18 protein-coding genes are annotated in these 17098 nt (G+C 70.7%); 11 read left to right on the top strand and 7 right to left on the bottom strand.

Annotated features, from left to right (window positions below; all coding sequences use genetic code 11):
- Nucleotides 1–281: 281 nt before the first annotated feature.
- From KE274_RS07720 to KE274_RS07710, 3 genes are all read right to left on the bottom strand, one after another.
- Nucleotides 282–926, bottom strand: coding sequence for a hypothetical protein (locus tag KE274_RS07720; RefSeq protein WP_211542472.1), 645 nt, complete (start codon nt 924–926; stop codon nt 282–284).
- Between the two features lie 59 nt (nt 927–985).
- Entirely contained in the window at nt 986–1486 is a 501-nt protein-coding gene (locus KE274_RS07715; protein WP_211542470.1) for an amino-acid N-acetyltransferase, read from the bottom strand.
- 119 nt (nt 1487–1605) lie between these two features.
- Entirely contained in the window at nt 1606–4137 is a 2532-nt protein-coding gene (locus KE274_RS07710; protein WP_211542468.1) for an ATP-dependent Clp protease ATP-binding subunit, read from the bottom strand.
- Between the two features lie 176 nt (nt 4138–4313).
- Between KE274_RS07710 and KE274_RS07705 the strand changes: the two genes are divergently transcribed.
- The 6 genes from KE274_RS07705 to KE274_RS07680 all read left to right on the top strand — a co-directional run bounded on the left by KE274_RS07705 (nt 4314) and on the right by KE274_RS07680 (nt 8900).
- The gene (locus tag KE274_RS07705; RefSeq protein WP_211542466.1) at nt 4314–4937 is read left to right on the top strand and encodes a hypothetical protein; all 624 of its coding nucleotides are present in this window, start codon (nt 4314–4316) and stop codon (nt 4935–4937) included.
- Nucleotides 4937–5578: a hypothetical protein gene (locus KE274_RS07700; protein ID WP_211542464.1), complete on the top strand. Its 642-nt coding sequence runs from the start codon at nt 4937–4939 to the stop codon at nt 5576–5578. The genes KE274_RS07705 and KE274_RS07700 overlap by 1 nt, the downstream gene beginning before the upstream one ends.
- Nucleotides 5575–5811, top strand: a complete 237-nt coding sequence (locus tag KE274_RS07695) for a helix-turn-helix domain-containing protein (RefSeq protein WP_211542462.1) — start codon at nt 5575–5577, stop codon at nt 5809–5811. The genes KE274_RS07700 and KE274_RS07695 overlap by 4 nt, the downstream gene beginning before the upstream one ends.
- A 74-nt stretch (nt 5812–5885) precedes the next feature.
- The gene (locus KE274_RS07690; protein WP_211542460.1) at nt 5886–6227 is read left to right on the top strand and encodes a hypothetical protein; all 342 of its coding nucleotides are present in this window, start codon (nt 5886–5888) and stop codon (nt 6225–6227) included.
- Nucleotides 6228–6369: 142 nt separating this feature from the next.
- Nucleotides 6370–7797 carry a dicarboxylate/amino acid:cation symporter gene (locus KE274_RS07685; RefSeq protein WP_211542458.1) on the top strand — a complete coding sequence of 476 codons (1428 nt, stop codon included), beginning with the start codon at nt 6370–6372 and terminating at the stop codon, nt 7795–7797.
- Between the two features lie 167 nt (nt 7798–7964).
- Nucleotides 7965–8900, top strand: a complete 936-nt coding sequence (locus KE274_RS07680; protein ID WP_307872167.1) for a DUF1254 domain-containing protein — start codon at nt 7965–7967, stop codon at nt 8898–8900.
- An 84-nt stretch (nt 8901–8984) separates the two neighbouring features.
- Here KE274_RS07680 and KE274_RS07675 read toward each other — a convergent pair whose 3' ends face one another.
- Both KE274_RS07675 and KE274_RS07670 read right to left on the bottom strand, forming a co-directional pair.
- Entirely contained in the window at nt 8985–10715 is a 1731-nt protein-coding gene (locus tag KE274_RS07675) for a cation:proton antiporter (protein ID WP_211542454.1), read from the bottom strand.
- A 30-nt stretch (nt 10716–10745) separates the two neighbouring features.
- The gene (locus KE274_RS07670) at nt 10746–11060 is read right to left on the bottom strand and encodes a MerR family transcriptional regulator (RefSeq protein ID WP_211542452.1); all 315 of its coding nucleotides are present in this window, start codon (nt 11058–11060) and stop codon (nt 10746–10748) included.
- A gap of 124 nt (nt 11061–11184) precedes the next feature.
- On the opposite strand from KE274_RS07670, the gene KE274_RS07665 reads away from it, so the two are divergent.
- The 4 genes from KE274_RS07665 to KE274_RS07650 all read left to right on the top strand — a co-directional run bounded on the left by KE274_RS07665 (nt 11185) and on the right by KE274_RS07650 (nt 13318).
- A complete protein-coding gene (locus KE274_RS07665; RefSeq protein WP_025105470.1) occupies nt 11185–11607 on the top strand; it encodes an Hsp20/alpha crystallin family protein in 423 nt (140 codons plus the stop codon).
- A 68-nt stretch (nt 11608–11675) separates the two neighbouring features.
- Nucleotides 11676–11900 carry a DUF2795 domain-containing protein gene (locus tag KE274_RS07660; RefSeq protein WP_211542450.1) on the top strand — a complete coding sequence of 75 codons (225 nt, stop codon included), beginning with the start codon at nt 11676–11678 and terminating at the stop codon, nt 11898–11900.
- 91 nt (nt 11901–11991) lie between these two features.
- On the top strand, nt 11992–13029 hold the full coding sequence (locus KE274_RS07655) for an LLM class flavin-dependent oxidoreductase (RefSeq protein ID WP_211542448.1): 1038 nt from the start codon (nt 11992–11994) through the stop codon (nt 13027–13029).
- A gap of 82 nt (nt 13030–13111) precedes the next feature.
- Nucleotides 13112–13318: a methyltransferase gene (locus tag KE274_RS07650; RefSeq protein ID WP_211542446.1), complete on the top strand. Its 207-nt coding sequence runs from the start codon at nt 13112–13114 to the stop codon at nt 13316–13318.
- Nucleotides 13319–13340: 22 nt separating this feature from the next.
- On the opposite strand, the gene pheA is transcribed toward KE274_RS07650, so the two are convergent.
- Nucleotides 13341–14291: a prephenate dehydratase gene (gene pheA, locus KE274_RS07645; protein ID WP_211543364.1), complete on the bottom strand. Its 951-nt coding sequence runs from the start codon at nt 14289–14291 to the stop codon at nt 13341–13343.
- 77 nt (nt 14292–14368) lie between these two features.
- Between pheA and pgm the strand changes: the two genes are divergently transcribed.
- Nucleotides 14369–16012: a phosphoglucomutase (alpha-D-glucose-1,6-bisphosphate-dependent) gene (gene pgm, locus KE274_RS07640; protein ID WP_211542444.1), complete on the top strand. Its 1644-nt coding sequence runs from the start codon at nt 14369–14371 to the stop codon at nt 16010–16012.
- 42 nt (nt 16013–16054) lie between these two features.
- On the opposite strand, the gene KE274_RS07635 is transcribed toward pgm, so the two are convergent.
- Nucleotides 16055–17008, bottom strand: coding sequence for a LacI family DNA-binding transcriptional regulator (locus KE274_RS07635; protein WP_211543362.1), 954 nt, complete (start codon nt 17006–17008; stop codon nt 16055–16057).
- Nucleotides 17009–17098: the final 90 nt, after the last annotated feature.

Raw genomic sequence — 17098 nt, 5'->3', positions numbered from 1 at the left:
GCCCTCTCGAGTCCTCCATTGGGGACTGGGGTACTCGAGAGGGCCCTCGGACTCTCGAGCGGCGATGTCGAAGCGCTGGGGACGCTGTAGTTCGACGCCACTGGGGATGGCTTATGCCGCATAGGCGGAGAGTCATGTCTATGGTATCCCAAAGAACCACCCGTGTCAGCACATCGGGCCCTCTGACGCGAAGGTTGTCGCAATTCGGACCGAACGGCGCCCGAGACGGGGCAATCCGAAGCGCCGCGTGCCGACGGCCCGCAAACCCGTAGCGCGTCGGTTCAGTACAGAAGGAACTGCGTCGTGCCCGCGCTGGGGAAGCCGCCGATCGACACGGCCACGTGATAGGAGGCGCCGCCGCCGGGCGCGCGCTGCCGGTTCTCCTGCGCGCAGGTCTCCACGCTCGACCGCGTGCGATCCCACACCACGGGCTCCTTGCTCACCACGGTGGACCCGGCGGTGAGCGTCGCGATCATGCTGCTCGGGTTCTCCTGGCAGTCGGTCGACCGCCACCACACGTCGGCGCCGCTCGACACCATGAACACCTGCGTGCTCGACCCCACGTCGATCGTGCAGTCCGTGGTGCCCTTGTTCGTGAGTGAGATCGACAGCTGAGGGTTGACGCCCGCCGGGTAGGTGTCGGCGTCGGTGACGGCCGTGACCTCGATGTCCTTCGCCTGGCACGCCACGACACCGGGCGTCTCGGAGGCGCTGGGCGTGGGCTCCGGGCTCGCAGAACCCGTCGCCGGCGGCGTGGCCCCGCTCGTCGCGGTGGAGGTCGGCGCGGGAGTCGCGTCGGTCGCGGCGGCCCACGGCCGCGCCACCAGGAGCCACACCGAGACCCCGATCACCGCGAGGACCAGGATCAGTCCGAGCAGCACCACCAGGCGCCGACGACGGTAGACGGCGGCAGAACGACGGGGCATACCTCCAGGTTAAGCGATCCGCGTGCGCGAGCCCGGGAGCGGCCGCGGTCCGTCGGGCGTCAGAGCACCTTGAGCATGCGGGTGTTGCCGAGCGTGTTCGGCTTCACGTGCGCGAGGTCGAGGAACTCCTCGACACCCGCGTCCCCACTGCGCAGCAGCTGCGAGTACACGTCGGGGTCCACGACCTGCTCACCGATGGGCGTGAAGCCGCGCCGGCCGAAGAAGTCGACCTCGAACGTGAGACAGAACAGCCGCGACAACCCGAGTGCCCGCGCGTTCTCCTCCAGGCGGTCCACGATCGCCCGGCCGACGCCGTGGTGCAGCCAGTCATCCCGCACGAGCAGGGTGCGCACCTCGCCGAGGTCCTCCCAGATCACGTGCAGGGCGCCGCAGCCGATCAGCTCTCCGTCGGCCTCGGCCACCACGAACTCCTGCACGGCGCCGTACAGCACCGCGAGGTCTTTGCCGAGCAGGATCCGCTGCTCCACGAGCGGCTGGAGCAGAGCGCGGATGCTGACGATGTCGGCGCTGCGGGCGGGCCGGACGATGTAGTCGCTCACCCGACCAGCCTAGAACCGCTCCCTCCGTGCGCCTCCCAGACACGAGGAAGGGGCGGATGCCGCAGCATCCGCCCCTTCTCTTCGTCTACTCGCCGTGCTCCTCATGCAGGGGAGGAGGGTCACTCCCCGCTGGCGACCGCCAGGTCGGGGGTGCCGGCGATCGCGCCACCACCGGTGTTGACACCGACCGCGACCTTCTCGCCGCGCGGGCCGTGCTCGAACAGGAACTCCCCGTCCTTCGCGTCGACCTTCACGTGGTCGCCCGAGTCGAGCTCGCCGTGCAGGATCTTCTCCGACAGACGGTCCTCGATCTCGTGCTGCATCGCGCGACGCAGCGGCCGGGCACCCAGCGCCGGGTCGAAGCCGATCTCGATCAGGCGCTCCTTGGCGGCCTGCGACAGCTCGATCGTCATGTCGCGGTCGAGCAGACGCTCGCCGAGGCGCTTCGTGAACAGGTCCACGATCTGCACCAGCTCGTCCTTGCTCAGCTGCGGGAAGACGATGATGTCGTCGACACGGTTCAGGAACTCGGGCTTGAAGTGCCGCTTGAGCTCCTCGTTGACCTTGCCCTTCATCCGCTCGTAGCTGGTGGCGTTGTTGCCCTCGATCTGGAAGCCCACCGGGCCGCCGGCGATGTCGCGCGCACCGAGGTTGGTGGTCATGATGATGACCGTGTTCTTGAAGTCCACGATCCGACCCTGACCGTCGGTGAGACGACCCTCCTCGAGGATCTGCAGCAGCGAGTTGAAGATGTCGGGGTGCGCCTTCTCGATCTCGTCGAACAGCACCACGCTGAACGGCTTGCGCCGCACCTTCTCGGTGAGCTGACCGCCCTCTTCGAAGCCGACGAACCCGGGAGGGGCACCGAACAGCCGCGAGACGGTGTGCTTCTCGCCGAACTCGCTCATGTCGAGCGAGATGAGCGCAGCCTCATCGTCGAACAGGAACTCCGCGAGCGCCTTGGCCAGCTCGGTCTTTCCGACGCCCGTGGGGCCGGCGAAGATGAACGAGCCGGAGGGACGCTTCGGGTCCTTCAGCCCGGCACGCTGACGACGGATGGTCTTGGAGAGAGCCGCGATGGCCTCCTCCTGACCGATGACGCGCTGGTGCAGCGCCTTCTCCATGAAGACGAGTCGGCTGGACTCCTCCTCGGTCAGCTTGAACACGGGGATGCCGGTCGCCTGGGCGAGCACCTCGGCGATCAGGCCCTCGTCGACGACCGCCTGGGTCGCGACGTCGCCCGCACGCCACTGCTTCTCGAGGCGCAGACGCTCGGCGAGGAGGCTCTTCTCCTCGTCACGCAGCGCGGCGGCCTTCTCGAAGTCCTGCTCCTCGGACGCCAGCTCCTTCTGCTCGCGCACGGCGGCGATCTTCTCGTCGAACTCGCGCAGCTCGGGCGGGCTCGACAGGATCGACAGACGCAGGCGAGCGCCGGCCTCGTCGATCAGGTCGATGGCCTTGTCCGGCAGGAAGCGGTCCGACACGTAGCGGTCGGCGAGGTTCGCCGCGGCCACGATCGCTCCGTCGGTGATCTGCACCTTGTGGTGCGCCTCGTACCGGTCGCGCAGCCCCTTGAGGATGTTGATCGCGTGCGGCAGCGTCGGCTCGTTCACCTGCACCGGCTGGAAGCGGCGCTCGAGCGCGGCGTCCTTCTCGAAGTGCTTGCGGTACTCGTCGAGCGTGGTGGCCCCGATGGTCTGGAGCTCACCGCGGGCGAGCAGCGGCTTGAGGATGCTCGCGGCGTCGATCGCGCCCTCGGCGGCACCCGCACCCACGAGGGTGTGGATCTCGTCGATGAAGACGATGATGTCGCCGCGCGTGCGGATCTCCTTGGTGACCTTCTTCAGGCGCTCCTCGAAGTCACCGCGGTAGCGGGAACCGGCGATGAGCGAGCCGAGGTCGAGCGAGTAGAGCTGCTTGTCCTTCAGCGTCTCGGGGACATCGCCCTTGACGATCGCCTGGGCCAGCCCCTCGACGACGGCGGTCTTGCCGACGCCGGGCTCACCGATCAGCACGGGGTTGTTCTTGGAACGGCGGGAGAGGATCTGCATGACCCGCTCCGCCTCCTTCTCGCGCCCGATCACCGGGTCGAGCTTGTTGTCGCGCGCGGCCTGGGTGAGGTTGCGGCCGAACTGGTCGAGCACCGCGGAGCCGCCCTGCGCACCGGCGGGCGAGTCGTTGGTCTGCGCGCCGACCGATGCGGGCTCGCGACCGGGAGCGCCCGACAGCAGCTGGATGACCTGCTGGCGCACCTTGTTCAGGTCGGCGCCGAGCTTGACGAGCACCTGAGCGGCCACTCCCTCGCCCTCACGGATGAGGCCGAGGAGGATGTGCTCGGTGCCGATGTAGTTGTGACCGAGCTGCAGGGCCTCGCGGAGGCTGAGCTCGAGCACCTTCTTGGCGCGCGGCGTGAACGGGATGTGGCCGGTCGGCTGCTGCTGACCCTGGCCGATGATGTCCTGCACCTGCTCGCGCACGGCGTCGAGGGAGATGCCGAGCGACTCCAGCGCCTTGGCTGCGACGCCCTCGCCCTCGTGGATGAGGCCGAGCAGGATGTGCTCGGTGCCGATGTAGTTGTGGTTGAGCATCTTCGCCTCTTCTTGGGCGAGGACGACCACTCGACGGGCTCGGTCCGTGAATCTCTCGAACATGTTGACTCCTTATTCGCACGGGGCGAAGACGCATGAAGCGCTTGTACATCGAGAGTAACGACCAGGAATGCCGGGTATGCCCGTGTTCGCCGTGGGCATAGCGGGGCCTTGACGGGTTTATCGACAGTCGTTATCTTAACGAAAGTCGATAACCCCACGATCCCCAGGAGAACCTCATGCTCGCCACGGAAAGACGACCATCGCTCGCCGACGGCATCGCGCTCGGGCTCATCGCCACGGGCGCGGTCAGCGTCGGGATCGGCGCGATCGTCGCCGTCGCCCAGGCCGCCGGCACCCTGTTCTCCCCGGAACCGACCGTCGCGATGCCGGTGCACGACGTCGACCTCACCGCCCTCGACGGCGTGACCGGTATCGCGGGCGCCACCGTCGACTCCGCCCTCGTCACGCTCACCGCGCCGCCCACCGGCGCGCGCTGGCTGCTGCTGCTCGAGACGGCGCTCCCCGCACTCGCCACCGTCGCCCTGTGCGCGGTGGTCTGGTGGCTCGGCGTCTCGCTCATCCGCTCCCGGCCGTTCCGCGCCTCCCTCGCCTGGATGTTCGCCGTCGCCGCCTGCCTGCTGATGGCCGGCACACTCCTCGGCCAGTTCGCCGGCGGCATCGGCCGGGCCGAGATCGTGAAGGACCTGGCAGCGACCGACCCCGGCGTCGAAGACGTGCTGTGGACGCTGCTCGTGCAGTTCGACCTCGCCCCCGTCGGCTGGGCGTTCGCGCTCGCCCTCGTCGCGGGGGTGTTCACGATCGGCCGCCGTCTGCAGCGCGACACGGAGGGACTCGTCTGATGAACGCCACCGCCACCACCGCCACCCGCTCCGAGCGCGCCGACGCGAGCGCCGTCCTCCTCTACGCCGCCGCGGCCCTCGTCAGCGTCGGAGTGGCGACCGCGCTCCGCGTGGCCTGCACCTTCCGCGATCAGGGCATCGCCTGGTCGCTGCCGATCGACGAGCAGCCCATCTCGGCCACCGCCGACTCCGGACAGCTCGCCGTCGAGGGCATCGCGCAGGAGGCACTGATCTTCGCGACCGGCGTCAGCGCCGTCTCCGTCGCGGCCATCGTCGCGGCCATCGCCCTGTGGGCCCTCGCCGCCACCGCCGTCATCGCGGCGGTCACGCTCGTGGCGTGGAACTTCCTCCGCGGCCGGTTCTTCGTGCCGGGCAATGCCCGCGCGTTCGACGTGATCGGGTGGACGCTCGTGCTGGCACCTCTCGCGATCGTGCTGCTGGAGACCATGGGACGCAACGGGGTGCTCGCCGCCCTCGGCCTCGGCGACGGCGAGCCGACGCACCCGATCGAGTTCTGGGCGGTCGCACCCGTGTTCGCCACCGGCATCACGGTCGGACTCATCGCGGTCGCGTTCCGCCGTGGCATCCGACTCCAGCGCGAGAAGGCCGCGCTGGAGAAGGAGACGGAGGGACTGGTGTGAGCCCGGCCGAGAGCGACGACGAGTTCACCGGCATCCACTGCCGTCTGGACGAGCTGCTCGCCGAGCGCGGCATGACCCTCACCGAGCTGAGCGCGCAGGTCGGCGTGAGCATCGTGAACCTGTCCGTGCTCAAGAACGACCGCGCCCGCGCCATCCGCTACTCCACCCTGCGCGCGATCTGCGAGGCGCTGCAGTGCGAGGTGGGCGATCTGCTCGTGCTCGCCCCGCGGTGACGGCACGAGCACGAGTGCGTCTCCGGACGCAAGCCCCTTCTATGGGTCTGCTGTGCGGCGCTAGCGTCACCCTCATGAAGAAGCCAGCACTCGCGGCCCGCCCAGCCGCCCGTCTCGCGGCCCTCGTCCCCGCCGCCGCGCTCGTCCTCTCGCTCGCCGCGTGCGGCGGACCCGGCCGGCCCTCGTCCGACGAGGTCGCCGAGGGGATCCAGAAGGTGTTCGCCGGCACGAGCCAGGAGCAGGCCATGACCGACGAGGCCGCGAGCTGCCTGGCCGACGCCCTGGTCGACTCCGAACTGAGCAACGAGACGCTCACCTACATCGCCAACGGCGAGGACAAGCAGAAGGACGAAGCCGACAAGGCCCTCACGACGCAGATCATCACCGAGAATCTGAACGAGTGCGTCGCCCCCTGACCCCCCGAACCCGGAGCATGACGGTCGCGGAGGGGCGGCCGTCATGCTTCGTCACATGCCACCAGGGAATTCCCAGGCAGCTCTAGCGTTGAGCCTCATGGCGCGCACTCGGCGCGCCGCGATTTCTGGAGTCCCCACCTCAATGAGCACCACCGCACGCGCCCAGAAGGCGCCAGACACCCGCGGGCCGGTCCGGAAGCTGCTGACCTCGTTCGGCTTCCAGATCATCGCGGCCCTCGTCCTCGGCATCGCCGCCGGTCTGATCGGCCGGCAGCTCGGCGCCACGGCCGAGAACCCCACCGGCCTCTCGGCCACGCTCGACACGATCGGCAGCTCCTACGTGACGCTGCTGCGCGCCGCCGTCGTCCCGCTGATCTTCACCGCGATCGTCGCGAGCATCTCGAACCTGCGCCGAGTGCAGAACGCCGCGCGCCTGGCCGGGCAGACGATCCTGTGGTTCGCGATCACCGCCTTCATCGCCGTCATCATCGGCATCGTGCTGGGCCTGGTCATCCAGCCGGGCAACCGCGCCGGCGAGGGCCTCGAGCCCGGGGACCCCTACACGGTCGGCACGTGGTGGAACTTCCTGCTCGGGCTCATCCCGCAGAACTTCCTCGGCCTCACCGTCAGCACCTCCCCCGGTGCGACCGAGGGCGCCTTCAGCTCCACGGTGGGCTTCAACATCCTCCAGGTCATCGTCGTCGCCGCGGTCGTCGGCATCGCCGCCCTCAAGGCGGGCAAGAAGGCCGAGCCGTTCCTGGTCTTCACCGAGTCGCTGCTCAAGGTCATCCAGCGCGTGCTGTGGTGGATCATCCGCATCGCCCCGATCGGCACGTTCGGTCTGATCGGCTCCGCCGTCATCAAGTACGGCTGGGAGAAGCTCGCCTCGCTCGGCTGGTTCGCCGGTGCGATCTACATCGGCCTCGCGCTCGTGCTGTTCGTGGTCTACCCCATCCTCGTCCGCACGCACGGCCTGTCCATCAAGCAGTACTTCTCCGGCGTGTGGCCCGCCGTGCAGCTCGCCTTCGTGAGCCGCTCGTCGATCGGCACCCTGCCCCTCACCGAGCGCGTGACCGAGCGCAACCTCGGTGTGCCCCGCTCGTACGCCTCGTTCGCCGTGCCGCTCGGCGCCACGACCAAGATGGACGGCTGCGCCGCGATCTACCCCGCGATCGCCGCGATCTTCGTCGCGCAGTTCTTCGGCATCGAGCTGAACTTCGTGCAGTACCTGCTGATCGTGATCGTCTCGGTCGTGGGCTCCGCCGCCACCGCCGGCACCACGGGAGCGGTCGTGATGCTCACGCTCACGCTGTCGACCCTCGGTCTGCCGCTCGAGGGCGTCGGACTGCTGCTCGCGATCGACCCGATCCTCGACATGGGCCGCACCGCGGTCAACGTCGCGGGCCAGGCGCTGATCCCGACCATCGTCGCCAAGCGCGAGGGCATCCTCAACGAGGACCTCTACAACGCGCCGCGTGAGGGCCTGCCGTTCGCCGACGACTCCGGCGACGACGACGCCCCCGAGGCCGACGCCTCCGCGACGGCCCCGGAGCCCGCCGGCGCGCGCTGACCCGTGGCACGCTGACGCCGACACATCGAGCGCCTCACCCTTTTCGGGTGAGGCGCTCGGTCGTTCCCGCCCCGGCGAACGCGCCACGGAGCGCACCCCCGAAATCGTCGCTTGTCGACGGAAACCGCCTCCGGCATGATGTCGCCATGTCAGCTACGCTCGTCACAGTGGACACGTTCGTGAGAGCGGAGACCGACAAGTACTTCGCGACAGCCGTGAGCCAATCGGGCGGGCCGGGACGCTTCTTCCACTATCGCCAGCCGATGCCGATCGACCACCAGACGGTGATCCGCGCCAACCGCGACACGCTCTACTCGGCGGCGGTCGTCGACCTGGAGGCGGGCCCCGCGACCGTGACGCTGCCCGACACCGCGGGGCGCTTCCTGTCGCTCATCGTCATCGACCAGGACCACTACGTTCCCGCCGTCTTCTACGACTCCGGCGCGCACGTCATCGACGCGGAGCTCGTGCCGACCCGGTACGCCATGCTCGGCATCCGCCTCCTCGTCGACCCGGCCGATCCGGACGACATCGCGACCGTGCACGCACTGCAGGACGAGATCCGCATCGATCAGGAGCAGTCCGGATCGTTCGACATTCCCGACTGGGACGAGCAGTCGCGCTCCACGATCCGCGATGCGCTGCTGGTGCTGTCGGATTCGCTGTCGGACACCGACGGGATGTTCGGCACGCGCGGCGACGTCGATGCGGTGCGCCACCTGATCGGGTCGGCCAGCGCGTGGGGAGGCAACCCCCGCCGCGATGCGACGTACTTCCCGGTCACCCCGGAACACAACGACGGCACCACGGTGTACCGGCTCACGGTCGGAGAGGTGCCCGTCGACGGATTCTGGTCGATCGCTGTCTACAACGCCAAGGGCTACTTCGAGCCCAACGACCAGGACGCCTACTCGGTGAACAGCGTGACGGCCGTGAAGGAGCCCGACGGCAGCACCGTCATCCAGTTCGGCGGATCGCCCGGCGACGCGCCCAACGTCCTTCCGATCACGCCGGGGTGGAACTACTGGGTGCGCCTCTACCGCCCCCGTCGCGAGGTGCTCAGCGGCGAATGGTCTTTCCCTCGGGCGACACCCGTGCGGTGACCGGCTCCCCCGCAGACACGACGTCGGAGGGCACGCGCACCGGACGCGCACCGAGCAGGGCGTCCGTCCGGTTGATCGACAGGCCTAGGCGCGACCCTGCTGGCGTGCGGCGCCCCGGGTGTCCATCGCCAGCTCCTCCGCATCCATCGCGGTCATCAGCTCCCGCATGACCTCCTCGTCGAGGTTGCCGGCGTCGCGCTCCGCCACCAGGATCCCGCGCCGCACCTGCAGCCAGCCCTTCGACAGCGCGACCAGGTCGTCCACCGACGGGCGGCTCGCGGTGTCCTCCACGCGCTGCGCTTCGTCGGTGTCCTTCTCCACCCTGGTCATCCGCTTCGTGAACGCGTCGAACGCCTCCAGGTCGAGCGGCCCGTGCGAGGCCTCCCATTCCTCGCGCTTCTGCGCCAGATACTCCTTGCCGGCCTCGCGGCTCTTGGCCTTGACCGCCTCGAGCGCCGCCGCATCCTCCGCGTGCTCGGCGTCGCCGCGGATCCCCAGGCGACGGATCAGCAGCGGCAGCGTGAGTCCCTGCAGCAGCAGCGTGCCCACCGTCACGATGAACGCCACGACCACGATCGCGTGGGCGGCCTCGGTGTCGAGCGTCGCGAGGTCGGCTGCGGCGACCGCGATCGCGAGAGTGACGACGCCCCGCATCCCCGCCCAGGAGATCACGGCGTTGTCCTTCCACGTGAGTTGGAGCCCCGCCATCCGCTCCCGCACGATCTGGCTGCGCAACTCGTCCGCGCTGTACTGCCGCCACCGCCGCGACCGCCGGCGCCGTTCGTCGAACTCGCCCGACGCGATGCCGCGGTCCATGCGGGCGAGCCGGCGGCGGTCCTGGAAGTTGGCCCAGGCACTGGTCGGGTAGATGTACAGCGGCCGCACCAGCAGCACCACCACGAGCACGGCGAGCGACAGCAGCAGGATGCGCCCCACCGACTCGCTGCCCAGATCGCGCAGCACCCGGGGGAACTGCAACCCGATGTACGCGAACACGAAGCTCTCCAGCAGCAGGTCGGCGGACAGCCACAGCGGCGCCTCCTGCTGCCTCGTGGTGTAGTCGGTGCGCGGCGCGTTGAACCCCACGTAGAGCCCCATCGCCACGACCGCGAGCACGCCGGAGCCCAGCAGGTGCTCGGCGATGCCGTAGGCCCCGAACGGCGCCAGCAGCCCGAACGTGCCGATCACCACCGGGTCGGTCAGCCGCATGCGCAGCTGGTGGAGCACGATCCCGAACACGAGCCCGACCGCGACGCCCACGCCGACCGCGAGCAGGAACTGCCAGATGCCGTCCCACACGGTCAGGGTCGCTCCGGCGAGGATCGCCGCGAAGACCCGGTACAGCGTCAGCGAGGTGGCGTCGTTGATGAGGCTCTCGCCCGACAGCACGGTCATGATGCGCCGTGGGAGGCCGAGTCGGCGGCCGATCGCCGCCGCGGACACCGCGTCGGGCGGCGCGACGATCGCCCCGAGCAGCAGCGCGCCGGGGAGGGTCAGCGAGGGCAGGATCCACCACGCCACGAGGCCCACCGCGAACGCCGTGAGCAGCACGAGCCAGATGCCCAGTCGACGGATCTGCGGCAGGCTGCGCTTGAACCCGACGAACGACACATCGAGCGCGGCCGAGTACAGCAGCGGCGGCAGCACGAGGCTCAGCAGCAGGTGTCCGTCGATGGGCAGGTCGGGCACGATCGGCAGGAACGAGGCGGCGAGCGCGACCACCGTCACCAGCAGCGGCGCGGGCCACCCCCGCCATCGCGCGATCGCGGCGACGGCGACGGCTCCGACGAGGACGTAGAAGATCCCGGCTTCCATGGGGGAAGCGTAGCGTCGTCCGAGGACGGGTCAGCGGGGAGGGCGGCGGTCTCCGGCCGAGCGGGAGGTGCCCGCGTCGAGCGCATCGCGGAGCCCGGCGTTCTCATCCTGCAGGTCGAGCACGCGGGCGATGCCGGCGATGTTGACCCCGTCGCCGCGCAGCGCGGCCGCGCGCCGGAGCCGCTCGATGTCGTCGTCGCTGTAACGGCGCGTGCCCCCGTCGCTGCGGGCGGGCACGAGCAGTCCCTTGCTCTCGAAGAGGCGGATGGTGGCCTCCGGGAGGTCGGCGAGCTGGGCGGCCACGGCGATGCCGTAGACGGGGGTGCGGGAGTCGCGTGCGGTCATCTGACGTGTCCTCGGATCGGGGTTGCGAGATCTCTCATCTCGTTCTATAACAAATCTATAGCCCAAGTGCAGATAATCTGCACCCTCACCTCAGCCCACACGGGCCGCACGAAAGGAGAACCTCATGGCACTGACCTTCGACCCCTTCAGCCAGCTCGATCGCTTCGCCGCGAGCGTGCTGGACTCCGTTCGCGCACCCCGGTCGATGCCGGTGGACCTGTACCGCGACGGTGACCGCTACATCCTGCACGCCGACCTCCCCGGCGCCGACCCCGGCTCGATCGACGTCGACCTCGACGGCGGCCAGCTCACGATCCGCGCCCAGCGCACCGCCGACACCCGGGAGGGCGTGCGCTGGCTCGCCCGCGAGCGCGGGGCCGGCTCGTTCCTGCGCCAGTTCTCGCTCGGCGACGGCGTCGACCTCGACAACATCAGCGCCTCCTACGAGAGCGGTGTGCTGTCGGTCGTGATCCCCGTGAGCGAGCGCGCCAAGCCGCGCAAGATCGTCGTGGAATCCGGCGAGCAGCGTCAGGCCATCGACGCCTGACCTCTCCGGGGCGGCGCCCGCGCGCCGCCCCTCCCCCTCCCGTTCCCTTCTCGCAGAAAGGACGTCCCATGGCACTCACTCCCGCTCTCGACCGCTTCCTCGCCGGCATGGAGTACCCGGCGACGCGAGACGACCTGCTGCGCGAGGCCGCCCGCGAAGGGCTCGACGCCGACGACCGCGCCGTGCTGCGAGCGCTGCCCGAGCAGAGCTACAGCGCCGCCTGGCACATCCGCTACCGCGTCGCGCGCGCCGCCCTCGCCGACGCCCTCACGCCGGTACCCCGCGCCGCCTGACCGCGGCCGTCCCCTCCCGCCGCCGGCATCCACCGCGGAGTCCTCCTGCCCCGCGGGAATGCCGGCGCCGGGCCCGGGGTTGCACCCGGGGATGAACGACGTCGCCCTCTCCGTCCTCGACCTCGTGCCCGTGCGCACCGGCCAGACCAGCACCGAGGCCATCACCGCCTCCCTCTCCCTCGCCCAGGCCGCCGACCGCCTCGGCTACCGGCGCTACTGGTTCGCCGAGCACCACAACATGCCCGCGGTGGCCTCCACCACGCCGCCCGTGCTGATCGCAGCCGCCGCCACCCGCACTTCCCGCGTGCGCCTCGGCTCCGGCGGCGTCATGCTGCCGAACCACGCACCGCTCATCGTCGCCGAGCAGTTCGCGGCGCTCGAGGCCATCGCGCCGGGTCGCATCGACCTGGGCCTGGGCCGCGCGCCCGGCAGCGACCCCGTCATCACGCAGCTGCTGCGGGGCAGCGGAACCACGAGCGACGTCGAACAGTTCCCGCGCCACGTGCAGGACATCGCCGCGCTGTTCTCGGCCGAGGGAGCCACCGTGCGCTTCACCTCCGGCGGCGAGTACACCGTGCGCGCGACCCCCGCCGCCACGGGCGTGCCCGAGGTGTGGCTGCTCGGCTCGAGCGACTACTCCGCGCAGCTCGCCGCATCGCACGGCCTGCCGTACGTGTTCGCCAACCACTTCTCCGGACAGGGGCTCGAGCGTGCGCTCGACCTGTACCGCACGAACTACCGCCCCAGCGAGGAGCACCCGGAGCCGCGCACGTTCCTCACGGTCAACGCGGTCGCAGCGCCCACCGCCGACGAGGCCGAGCAGCGCGCACTCCCGCAGCTGCGGATGATGGCGCGGCTGCGGCTCAACCAGCCCCTGGTCGCGCTCGAGACCGTGGAGGAAGCGCTCGCCGCGACCCCCGACGCCGCGACCGACCAGGTCGTGCAGGCCGCGCGGTCGCGCTGGTTCGTCGGAACGGGCGAGAGCGTCGCCGCGGAGGTGCGGGCCTTCGCCGCGCAGCACGGCGTGGACGAGGTCATGCTGTCGCCCGTGGCCGGTGCGTTCGAGTCCGAGCCGCGCGACGCCGCCCCCGGCCGGGAGCAGACGCTCGAACTCGTTGCGGCAGCCTGACCACGCGGCGGACCGGCGCGCAAGGGGCTGGCCGGCGCGTGTGCGGAGGCGTAGCCTCGGCGGCAGAGAGAGGGGTTCGACGATGAGCACCAAGACACTCGCACTCTGGGTCGCCTACGGTCCCAACGGTGTGGTCGGAAGCATCCGCCACGATGAGGACGGCTACGTCGTGACGATGGCGGGAGCGGATGCCGCCGCCGGCACGTACCCGAGCCTCGCGTCGGCGAAGGGCGCACTGCATGCGCGGATGCTGCCCGGCAGCGCGTGGCCCCGGTTCCAGGAGCACTGACCCCGGACGGACGACCCGGGAGTCAGGACTCCGGCTCGCCGGAGAGGATGCCGCGCAGCCAGTCGCGCGCCTCCACGAACACGTCGTCGGAGTAGCGGTCCGGGTACTGCACGATCTGCCGGTCGGCCCGCGGGTACGACCCGAGGAACACCACGCGCGGGCTGAAGCGGCGGATGCCGAGCAGCGCATCGGCCATGCGCTCGTGCTCGATGTGGCCGTCAGCGTCGATCACGAACCGGTAGCGGCCGAGCTCGTCGCCGATGGGCCGGGACTCGATGAGCGACAGGTTGATGCCGCGCGTGGAGAACTGCTCCAGCATCTCCAGCAGCGAGCCGGGGTGGTCGTGCGGCAGCTCCACGATGAGCGAGGTCTTGTCGGCCCCGGTCGGCGCCGGGGAGCGCGTGGTGCGGGTCACGAGCACGAAGCGCGTCACCGCGGCCGCGTTGTCGCCGATGCCCTCCGCGAGCACGTCCACGTCGTAGTGCTGCACGATGCCGGGGGCCGCGATCGCCGCCTGGGCGGGGATCGAGCCGTCGAGCACGCCGATCGCCGAGGCGACGTTGCTGGCCGCCGGCACGTGCGAGTGGCGGGGCAGGTGCTCGCCCAGCCAGCCGTGGCACTGGGCATACGCCACGGGGTGCGCCGCGATCACCTCGACCTGGTCGAGCGTGGTGCCGCGGGGGGCGACCAGCACGAAGTTCACGCGCACCAGGTACTCGCCGATGATGCGCAGTCCCGGGAGCGTGGCCAGCGCGTCCTGCGTGGTGGAGACGCCGCCCTCGATCGAGTTCTCGATCGCGATCATCGCCGCGTCGCTGCGCCCCTCGAGCACGTCGTCGAGCGCCTCGCCGACGTTGTGCACGGGACGCCAGATCTGCCCCCTGGCCTCCGCCACCTGATCGAGTGCCGCCTCGGTGAAGGTTCCGGCTGGTCCGAGGTAGCTGTAGGTGCGGCGATCGGTCACGGCGTTCAGCCTAGCCCTCGGTGACCCATCGCATTTCCTCGTGTCAAGGCGGTGCGCGCATCCGGATCACGGGGCAGACTGAGAGGATGAGCAGTCGTGCCGGCCTCCCCGCGGAGGAAAGTGACCTGATCGACGTCGACGAGCTGATCGCCGCCTACTACGACCGCGTGCCGGACCCTGCGGTCCCGTCTGAGCGGGTCGTGTTCGGCACCAGCGGTCACCGCGGCTCGTCGCTGACGAAGAGCTTCAACGAGAACCACATCCTCGCCACCACGCAGGCGATCGTCGACTACCGCGCGGCGCAGGGCATCACCGGCCCGCTGTTCCTCGGCCGCGACACGCACGCGCTGTCGCTGCCGGCGGAGCGCAGCGCGATCGAGGTGCTGCTGGCGAACGGCGTGGACGTGCGCGTCGACGCCCGCGACTCCTGGGTGCCGACGCCCGCGCTCAGCCACGCGATCCTCACCTACAACAAGGGCAGGGCCGCCGACGACCCGGGGCGGGCGGACGGCATCGTGGTCACGCCCTCGCACAACCCGCCCCGTGACGGCGGCTTCAAGTACAACCCGCCGCACGGCGGCCCCGCCGACACCGACGCCACGGGCTGGATCGCCGACCGCGCCAACCAGCTCATGGCGGACGGCCTCGCGGAGGTCACGCGCGAGCGGTTCGCCGACGTGGACTGGGACGCCATCACCGGCTACGACTTCCGCGACGCGTACGTGCGCGACCTGCCGTCCATCATCGACGTCGACGCGATCCGCACCGCAGGCGTGCGCATCGGCGCCGACCCGCTCGGCGGCGCCTCGGTGGAGTACTGGGCACTGATCGCCGAGATGCACGACCTCGACCTCGACGTGGTGAATCCCGAGGTCGACCCGACCTGGCGCTTCATGACGCTCGACTGGGACGAGAAGATCCGGATGGATCCGTCGTCGCCGTCGGCCATGGCCTCGCTCGTGGCGCGGAAGGGCGACTACGACGTGCTGACCGGCAATGACGCCGACGCCGACCGGCACGGCATCGTGACCCCCGACGCGGGGCTGATGAACCCGAACCACTACCTGGCCGTCGCGATCGACTATCTGTTCTCGCACCGGGACCAGTGGCCGCGCGACGCAGCCGTCGGCAAGACGCTCGTGTCGTCGATGATCATCGACCGGGTAGCCGACTCGCTGGGCCGCCGGCTGCTGGAGGTGCCGGTCGGCTTCAAGTGGTTCGTGCCGGGGCTGCTCGACGGCACGGTCGCGTTCGGCGGCGAGGAGTCGGCCGGTGCGTCGTTCCTGCGCCGCGACGGCTCGGTGTGGTCGACCGACAAGGACGGCATCCTGCTGTGTCTGCTCGCTGCGGAGATCATCGCGGTCACGGGCAAGACGCCGTCGGAGCGTTACGCCGAGCTGGAGGAGGCCTTCGGCGCCTCCGCGTACCAGCGGGTGGACGCACCGGCCACGCCGGAGCAGAAGGCCACGCTCGGCAAGCTCGCCCCCGAATCGGTCACGGCGACCACGCTCGCCGGGGAGGAGATCACGGCCAAGCTGTCGCACGCCCCCGGCAACGGCGCCGCGATCGGCGGGCTCAAGGTGCAGACCGAGCACGCGTGGTTCGCCGCTCGCCCGTCCGGCACGGAAGACGTCTACAAGCTGTACGCGGAGAGCCTGCGCGGGCCGGAGCATCTCGCGGAGGTGCAGGAGGAGGCGCGGGCCGTGGTGTCGGCGGCGCTCGGCAGCTGACCGCCGGTCGGAGCGATCCGGGTTCCGCCGGCCGGCACGGCCTCAGCGGGTGGTGCTGGCACGCGGCACGAGGGTGGTCGGCACGACCGTTCCCCCGGACACGCCGCCCGCGCCCTCGATGGCGTCGACGAGCGCGGCGACCGCGTGCTTCCCGAGCGCGGTGAATCCCTGCCGCACGGTGGTGAGCGGCGGCAGGTAGTTCGCGGCGTCCGGCACGTCGTCGAAGCCGATCACCTCGACGTCCTCCGGCACCCGGCGGCCCTCCGCGGCGAGCGCCCGCAGCAGCCCGAGCGCCATCTGGTCGTTCGCGCAGAACACCGCCGACGCCCCGGTGAGCCGGGCTCCCGCGGCGAAGCCCGAGCCGGAGGTCCAGTCGCCCCGGACGACGCGCGGCGGACGGATGCCGCGGCCCGCCAGGGTCTCGCGCCACCCCCGCTCGCGTTCGTCCGCCGCGAAGGAGCCGGCCGGTCCGGCCAGGTGGTGCACCGTGTCGTGACCGAGGTCGAGCAGGTGCGCGGTGGCAGCGGCCGCCCCGCCCGCGTGGTCGCTGTGGACGACCGTGAAGCCCGCGTCGCGCGGGGCGTCGACGACCACGAGCCGGAGCCCCGCGGGAACCTGTGCGGCACTCACCTGCGCGGACGCCTCGTTGAGCACGATCGCGCCGTCGACCTCCTGTTCCGCCAGCTGGGCGAACGCGGCGTCGACGCCCTCCGACGCGGTCACGACGGTGAGCGCGTACCCGCGGTCGGCCGCCGCCTCCGCCGTGGCCTGGAGCATGCGCGAGTTGCCCACGGTCGCGAGCGTCGTGACGACGAGGCCGATCGTGTGCGAGCGCCCGGTGCGCAGGGCGCGCGCGGCGCGGTGCGGCCGGTAGCCGAGTTCCGCCATCGCCGCCTCGACCCGTTCCCTGGTGGCCGGGTCGACGCGCGGGCTGCCGTTCACCACGCGGGACACCGTCTGTCCGGACACTCCGGCTCGGCGGGCGACGACGGCCATGGAGACGCGCGCCGGGACGGGGGTCTCCGGCGCGGGGCGGGGGTCGTTCGCGGTCACCGTGATCCTCCGTGCGCAGGGTGGGCGTGTTGA

This window comes from Microbacterium paraoxydans (assembly GCF_018224615.1).
In the GTDB taxonomy this organism is placed as follows: Bacteria; Actinomycetota; Actinomycetes; order Actinomycetales; family Microbacteriaceae; genus Microbacterium; species Microbacterium paraoxydans_B.
The sequence above is the reverse complement of the archived record's forward strand: the minus strand, read 5'-3'. Positions and strand labels throughout refer to the sequence as shown.